Here is a 5,964-nt window from a genome sequence, read left to right on the forward strand (position 1 = left end):
CTCGTCGTTCAGCTTGTTGCTGTACCCGTGTTCAGCCGACTCGGCCTGCGCGTCGCCGTAGATCTTGTCGACGTCACCCTGCTGGTAGTCACCGGGATCCAGCTTGTACTTCTTGTAGTAGTCGCGAACCTCGGGCGGCAGGCGGTCCTCGTTGACATAGAACGGGCCCTGGTCGTAGCCGCCGCCCTCGTAGCCGTTGTAGGAGGCCGCGTACCCCTCCTCGCGGAGGTACGCCGCGTAGAGGTGTTCCTTGGTGTCGGCGTCCACGTACGGATCGTCGAGGAGCTTCTTGACCTCAGCCCACGACCTGCTCATCGTTCACCCCTTGCCTGCGATCCCACTAAGCGAAGCACGATGGCACCGGCCGTGCCATCCCGGTCGACCGAGGTGGCCACCGCGAGCCGGCCCCTGGCCGTCGGGTCCGTCTCGGCGTGGGCCAGCAGCGACGCGAGCCCGAAGGCACCGCTCACCGCGCCCGTGTCGCCGATGAGCCGACCCGGACGCAGGACTGTGCCGACCTGGTGTCCCAACACCTCGCCTATCGCGTCGTCTTCCACTTCGGACAGTTGCGCGTCGGCGGCCGAGAGCGCGAGCCCCCACACCTCGTCCGCCTCGGGCACGACGTGCCGCAGACTCGTCGCCAGCGCCTGGCCGGGCGCACCGTCCGAGAACCTCGTGTCCGACGCTACGACCTCCGCGAGCGCCGCTCGGTTCCCCGACTCCGCGGTTTGCAAAAAGAACAGCACACAGCCCTCACCCAGTGTCTGCCCGTGTTCCAGCAGCTCACGGGCACCGCTGTGCTCCTCGACCGCGCCCGCGAACACGCCGTTCGCGCGACCGGTGCGCAGGAGCAGCGACGTGTACCGCAGCACCGCCGCCGCCGAGTTCCTGCCCGCGGCGACCGTGCTGTTCGGGCCGGTCAGCCCGTGCCACATGGCGCACTGGGCGGCCGCCGAGTTCATCAGCGCGAAGGGCATCTGCGCCGGGTTGACGAAGTACGGCCTGCGGCGGGTGAGCGAGTCGCGGGTGAACTCGAACTGCGTGCGGTTCGAGCCGCTGGTCGTGCCGAGCACGACGCCGGTCCTCGGGTTCGACGCCACCGAGCCGTGCTCGTCGCGTTGCAGCGCGCGCATGGTCGCGACGGCGAGCGCGCTCGCGCGGTCCATGGAGCCGGTGCCCTTGCGGCCCAACTGCTCGACGATGTCGAAGTCCGGCACGACATGGGCCTCCGCCCGCGCCCATTCGTCCTTTGTGGACACCGGCGTCGCCGGCGCACCACCGCGGACCCCGTCGGCGAACGCGAGCCTGCCGTGCCCGTACGGGGAGAACGCCGACCATGCCGAGATCCGGATGCTCATTCGTGCCGTCCGAACAGGACGACCGAGTTGTCGCCGCCGAACGCGAGGGCGTTGTTCTGCACGATCCGCAGGTCGGCGTCGACGGAGGAGTTGGGCACGCAGTCGATCCCGCACGCCGGGTCGGTCTTGACGTGGTTGATCGTGGGCGGGATGAAGCCCTCGGCGATGGCGAGCGCGCACGCGATGGCCGACAGCGCACTGGCCGCGCCCATGGTGTGGCCCAGCATGGACTTCACGGAGACCGTCCGTGGCGGGCCACTGGCGACCTCGCCGAAGACACTGTGGATGGCGCCGCACTCGGTGGCGTCGTTGGCCTTCGTGCCGGTGCCGTGTGCGGAGATCAGGTCCACCTGGTCCGGCGTGACCCCGGCGTCGTCGAGCGCGAGCCGCATGCACGCGGCGACACTGTCCTGGTCGGGCGCCACCGGATGGCTGGCGTCGCAGTTGAGGCCGTAGCCGAGGACCTCGGCGTAGATCCGGGCACCGCGGGCCCTCGCCCTGTCCAGTGGTTCCAGCACGAGGACGCCCGCGCCCTCGCCGGTGAGGATGCCCTGCCGGTCGACGTCGAAGGGGCGGCAGCGTTCGGGGTCGACCGCACCGAGCCGGTAGAAGCCGGTGAACGTCATGCGGCACATGGCGTCCGCGCCACCGCAGAGTGCCACGTCGACGTCGCCGGACGCGATGGCGTCGAAGCCGTTGCCGATCGCGTAGTTGCCGGCGGCACAGGCGGTCGCGACGGTCGAGATGTCCACATCGGACAGACCGAGCTCGCGTGCGACGGCCACCGGCAGCGTCCCGGCCGGCACCCGGCGCGGCAGCTCGGCGGGTACCCCCCTGTCCCGCACGATGTTCTCGGCGATCCGCTCGCCGGCGTCGCCGCCGCCGTCGGTGGTGCCGAGACAGACCATGGCACGGCCGGTGCCGGTGCCGGAGATCCCCGCGTCCGCCATCGCCATCCGCGCCGCGGCGACGGAGAACTGGGCCGCGCGGCCGAGGTCTTCCGGTGGCTGCGCGGTGATCCAGCGCGCCGGCTCGAACCCGACGACCTCACAGCCCACGTTGTGCGCGAAACCCTCGGTGTCGAACACGCTGATCGGGCGCGCGCCACTGCGCCCGGCCCGCAGCCCGGCCGCGTACTCGGCGACGCCGGTGCCGATGCTCGACACCACGCCGAGCCCGGTGACGGCGACGCGGTTCCGTGTCCGATCAGTCGATTCGCTCATCCGCTCAGGACGCCGGCTTCCCTCCCGCGCGCGGCGGCCCAGGGCTCGTACCTCGCAGGGCCTCCGTGCTCGTCGGTCCAGACGGCGCCCGCTCCTTCGCTCTCGCTCCTACTTGTCCAAGGCCTCGCTCAGCACGGCGTACACACCGTCGAGGTCGACCAGGCGCTCGAACTGGCCGGGGTCGACCTCGACGTCGAACTCGATCTCCAGGTTGGCGAGCAGCTCGATCAGCTTCATCGAGTCCGCGCCGAGCTTGTCGATGAAGCCGTCGGTCGGGCCGACCTCGTCCTCGTCGACCTCGAGCACCCGGGCGACGACGGCCTTGATCTCGCCGGCCCGCTCCGCGACCTGCGCGTTCACCGGTTCTGCATCCAGCTGGACTGGTTGGAGAAGTCGTCCTCGTCGTCCAGCTCCTGGCGCGGCGCCGGCCGTCGTGGCGCCCGTGGCGGGGCGGGCGGAGCCGGCGTGGCCGGCGCCGGCGGCGCCTCGGGCTCGGGTGGGGGCGGCGGCGCCGACCCGAGCGGCGACTCGTCGTCCTCCAGGGTGCCGATGCCACCGGGCGGGGTGTCGGCCGCGCGCTGGGTCGGCTGGAAGTCGTACGGGTTCTTCGACGGGTCCTCGTCATCGAAGCCGAAGCCCATGACGTAGTCCTTGTCCCGCTCGGTCTTCTCCGTCGCCCAGCCGCCGGCCTGCTTGCGGCGCCGGCCCAGCTCGCCCATGTGCTTGGCGACCTGCTCCATCACCGGGCCCTGCTTCTTGAACGCGTCGAGCGCGGCCTCGCGCCGCTGCAGGAAGTTGCGGTCACGCAGCGCGCGCCGGTCGGCCATCTCCCGCTGGACCTGCGCCATCTTCGCCCGCGCCGCGGCGGCCACGTCAAAAGCGCCCATCAGTTTCCCCTCATCTGGTTACCGCTCGCCGCCGAACGCGCCGCGAAGGCGCGGATCGACGGGCTCGTCGAACAGGTCGCCGGTGGTGCGCCACTGCGTGGCGCCGCGCCCGGTGTCGCCGGAGCCGCCACCACCGCCGGGTGCGCCACCCAGCATCGGCATGCCCGCGCCGGCCATGCCCGGCTGCGGCTGGCCGTGCTGCCCGCCATGGTCGCCATGGTCGCCATGGTCGTCGTCGCCCGAGCCGTCCGGCGCACTCGCCAGGCTAGCCTCCCCGCTCTCCCGGTCCATGTACGGCGACGAGTGGTGGTCCGGCGCGCCGAACGAGCCGGCCGCGCCACCCGGGTGGTGCTCGTCGCCCGCGGTCACGCCGGCCGCGGCGGCCGAGGTGCTGTACGAGTGCTGGTTCGGCGACTCGCCGAAGGCCGGCTGCGTGCCGAACTGGTGCTGGGCGGGCTGGAGGTTCCCGCCGTGCTGGCCGTGGTCCGGCATCGGCTGGCCCGGCGGCAGGTGCCCCGGGTAGCCACCGTGTCCGTGCGACGTGTCGAACGCCCCCTGCCCCGGCATCGGATGCCCGGTGAAGCCCTGCGGCCCGCCGCCGGGCGAGTGCTGGCCGAACCCCTGCGGGCCGTCGGCCGGCATGGTGTGGCCGGCGAAGCCCTGTCCGGGCTGGCCCTGTGACGCATCCGCCGGCACGAAGTCCTGCATGCCGGCGGGCTGCGCGATGCCCTGTGGCATCTCGCCGTAGGCAGGCATGGTGCCGGCACCGTCCGTCGCGCCCACCGGCACCGCGTCCTGGGCGATGGCCTGCGGCGCGTCACCGTAGGCCGGCATGGTCGTGAACTGGGCGCCGCCCGATGTCGTCGCGCCATCAGGGCCGGTCTGGGACTCCGAGTAGTCCAGGTTGTAGGTCGTCGGGTTGCCCGTGCCGTCGTCGACGGTGACCACGACCGTGTCGGGCTGGCCCTCCGGCCGTTCCGCCGTGATGGTCAGGTCCCCGTCGGTGATCGTGCACTTGCCGTCCGGGCCCGGTTCGATCGGCTGGTCCAGACCCGGCACGCCGTCGCCGGACTGGGTGCCCAGCGTACCGGGAACCCCCGGCTGGCCCGCCTGCCCCGGCTGGCCGGAGGCGCCGGGCGTCGTCGCGTCCGGGGCGCCGAAGTCCATCGTGTACGTCTTCGGGTGGCCGCTGCCGTCGTCGACCGTGACCTTGACCATGCCCTGGCCGTCCGGGCTGGTGACCGCGATCTCGTGGTCACCGTCCTTGATGGTGACGGTCTCCTGCTGGTTCGCGGTCGGCGAGGTGCTCGGGTCGGTCGCGTTCGGGTCTCCGGTGCTCGGATCGCCCGGCTTGCCGCCGCTCGGGTCGGTCTGGTCGCCGGTGTCCGAGGGCTTCGGGGTGTCCACATCGGGCATCCCGCCGCCACCACCGGAGCCACCGCCGCCCGTGCCTCCGCCGCCGCTACCGCCACCTCCGGTACCGCCACCTCCGCCGCCGGTGCCCCCGCCGCCACCACCGCCGTTGCCATTGCTGGCGCCCTGTGCGGAGAGCCGGCCGAACTCGTTCTCGTAGCCCTTGAGGTAGTTGTTCAGCGTCTCGTAGTGCGAGTTGACGGCTTCGAGCGCGTCGTCGCAGGCCTGCTTGAAGTTGACGTAGAGGTTGTCGTGCAGGTCGGCGTTGAAGGAGTCACGGATCCACTTCTTGCACTCACGGATCGTGTACTCCTTGTTGCCGTCGTTGAGCCCGCAGTCGTCCGCACGCAACGTCGACTCGAGATTGCTGCCGGTCTTCGCATCGACCCAGGCCGCGACCTCCAGCACCTCGTCCTGCGAGTCGAAGTCGCCGCTCGCGAGCTTGACGACCTTCGCCGCGATGTCCGGGGTCGCGCTGCCGACCGTGCCGTGCACGTTCTGATAGAGCTGGATGACGTCGTTCGCCTTGTCCTTGCAGGCGGTGAAGATGTTCTGGACCGCGGTCTCGATCGTCTCCGGGGCGGTCTCCAGGTACTCCAGCAGGTTCTTGACGTGCGGAGCCATCTTCTCGGAGTAGTACTGATAGGACGCGTTGGCCGCCGGTCCCGTCCAGTCCTTGTAGACCTTGTTCAGCTCGCTCTGGGAGTCGCCGTCGAGCGTGTTCAGCTTCTTGTACGCGTCCCGCAGGCGCTTGGCGTCGTCCACGAAGTTCCGGAACGAGATGCCCATCTGCTCGTCGAAGCGCTTCTTGATGTCGTTCTCGAGGTTGATCTTCCCGTAACGACCCAGCGAGTCACCCGGCACCTTGTCGTTGACAGGAAGGAAGTCCTCCCACAGCTTCAACGCCGGCCTGGCCTGGTCGAAGATCTCGTTGGACTTCTGAACCCCGGTCGTCGAGCCCTCGGTCGGCACGCGCATCCCCTCGATGCCCTTGCGGCCGGTCTCGACGTTCTCGTCGTTCAGCTTGTTGCTGTACCCGTGTTCAGCCGACTCGGCCTGCGCGTCGCCGTAGATCTTGTCGAC

Annotated in this window: 5 protein-coding genes and 1 pseudogene; all 6 read right to left on the minus strand. The window is 70.7% G+C overall.

Going from position 1 to position 5,964, the window contains the following annotated elements:
• Window positions 1-315: pseudogene (locus tag VET29_RS38520) on the minus strand (hypothetical protein); the annotation flags it as partial.
• On the minus strand, window positions 312-1,358 hold the full coding sequence (locus VET29_RS38525; RefSeq protein ID WP_324930447.1) for a beta-ketoacyl synthase N-terminal-like domain-containing protein: 1,047 nt from the start codon (window positions 1,356-1,358) through the stop codon (window positions 312-314). The gene VET29_RS38525 and the pseudogene VET29_RS38520, both read right to left, overlap by 4 nt.
• Window positions 1,355-2,581: a beta-ketoacyl-[acyl-carrier-protein] synthase family protein gene (locus VET29_RS38530; protein WP_324930450.1), complete on the minus strand. Its 1,227-nt coding sequence runs from the start codon at window positions 2,579-2,581 to the stop codon at window positions 1,355-1,357. Before VET29_RS38530 ends, VET29_RS38525 begins: the two co-directional genes overlap by 4 nt.
• Window positions 2,582-2,689: 108 nt before the next feature.
• The gene (locus VET29_RS38535) at window positions 2,690-2,941 is read right to left on the minus strand and encodes an acyl carrier protein (RefSeq protein ID WP_324930453.1); all 252 of its coding nucleotides are present in this window, start codon (window positions 2,939-2,941) and stop codon (window positions 2,690-2,692) included.
• Window positions 2,938-3,468: a hypothetical protein gene (locus VET29_RS38540; protein ID WP_324930456.1), complete on the minus strand. Its 531-nt coding sequence runs from the start codon at window positions 3,466-3,468 to the stop codon at window positions 2,938-2,940. Before VET29_RS38540 ends, VET29_RS38535 begins: the two co-directional genes overlap by 4 nt.
• Before the next feature lie 18 nt (window positions 3,469-3,486).
• A partial coding sequence (locus VET29_RS38545; protein ID WP_324930459.1) for a hypothetical protein occupies window positions 3,487-5,964 on the minus strand: 2,478 nt, incomplete at its 5' end.

This window comes from Actinophytocola sp., assembly GCF_035634895.1.
GTDB lineage: Bacteria > Actinomycetota > Actinomycetes > Mycobacteriales > Pseudonocardiaceae > Actinophytocola.

Coding starts and splice junctions, on each gene's coding strand:
- VET29_RS38525 (WP_324930447.1), bottom strand. CDS start 1,358: ATGAGCATCCGGATCTCGGCATGGTCGGCGTTCTCCCCGTACGGGCAC.
- VET29_RS38530 (WP_324930450.1), bottom strand. CDS start 2,581: ATGAGCGAATCGACTGATCGGACACGGAACCGCGTCGCCGTCACCGGG.
- VET29_RS38540 (WP_324930456.1), bottom strand. CDS start 3,468: ATGGGCGCTTTTGACGTGGCCGCCGCGGCGCGGGCGAAGATGGCGCAG.